The organism is Methylobacterium sp. WL7 (assembly GCF_008040085.1).
Lineage (GTDB): Bacteria > Pseudomonadota > Alphaproteobacteria > Rhizobiales > Beijerinckiaceae > Methylobacterium > Methylobacterium mesophilicum.
The window spans coordinates 1-559 of sequence record NZ_VRVG01000368.1; the positions used below are offsets into that span (position 1 = coordinate 1).

Annotated in this window: 1 pseudogene; it reads right to left on the reverse strand. The window is 51.2% G+C overall.

Going from position 1 to position 559, the window contains the following annotated elements:
- Positions 1-559: pseudogene (locus tag FV233_RS30810) on the reverse strand (1,3-beta-glucanase); the annotation flags it as partial.

Sequence of the window (559 nt, forward strand, 5' to 3'; positions counted from 1 at the left end):
CTCCAATCGCCATGCACTGCAATAAGATCGCTTTGTCCAGCTGTGTAAGCGGCATGCGCGGTTAGAGTTCCGCCGACCTGTTTGCCGTCGACCGAAACCGTAAATTGAGCGTCAGCTTTATAAACAAATTCGCTGACTTTAAAGATTAATTGATCTGCACCAGTTCCGATACTCGTCGAAACCGGCGTTGTAGGACCATTCGAACTTACCGTGCCACTTGCAGGCAACGACGGACTTGAAGAAACTGGCGGCACAGTCGTTGCAGGCGATGAGGCATCGTGGAAAACGAATTGATCGGCAGCTCCGGATGAAACCGAATACGAACTTCCAGTAACACTTGAACCATTGTATGTAGCGCCGCCGACAAAAAGTTGCTGACCCGGGTCGGATGCATCGGCCAAAAGATGAATGGAGACGCTATGCTCACCTGCGCTCCAATCGCCATGCACTGCAATAAGATCGCTTTGTCCAGCTGTGTAAGCGGCATGCGCGGTTAGAGTTCCGCCGACCTGTTTGCCGTCGACCGAAACCGTAAATTGAGCGTCAGCTTTATAAACAA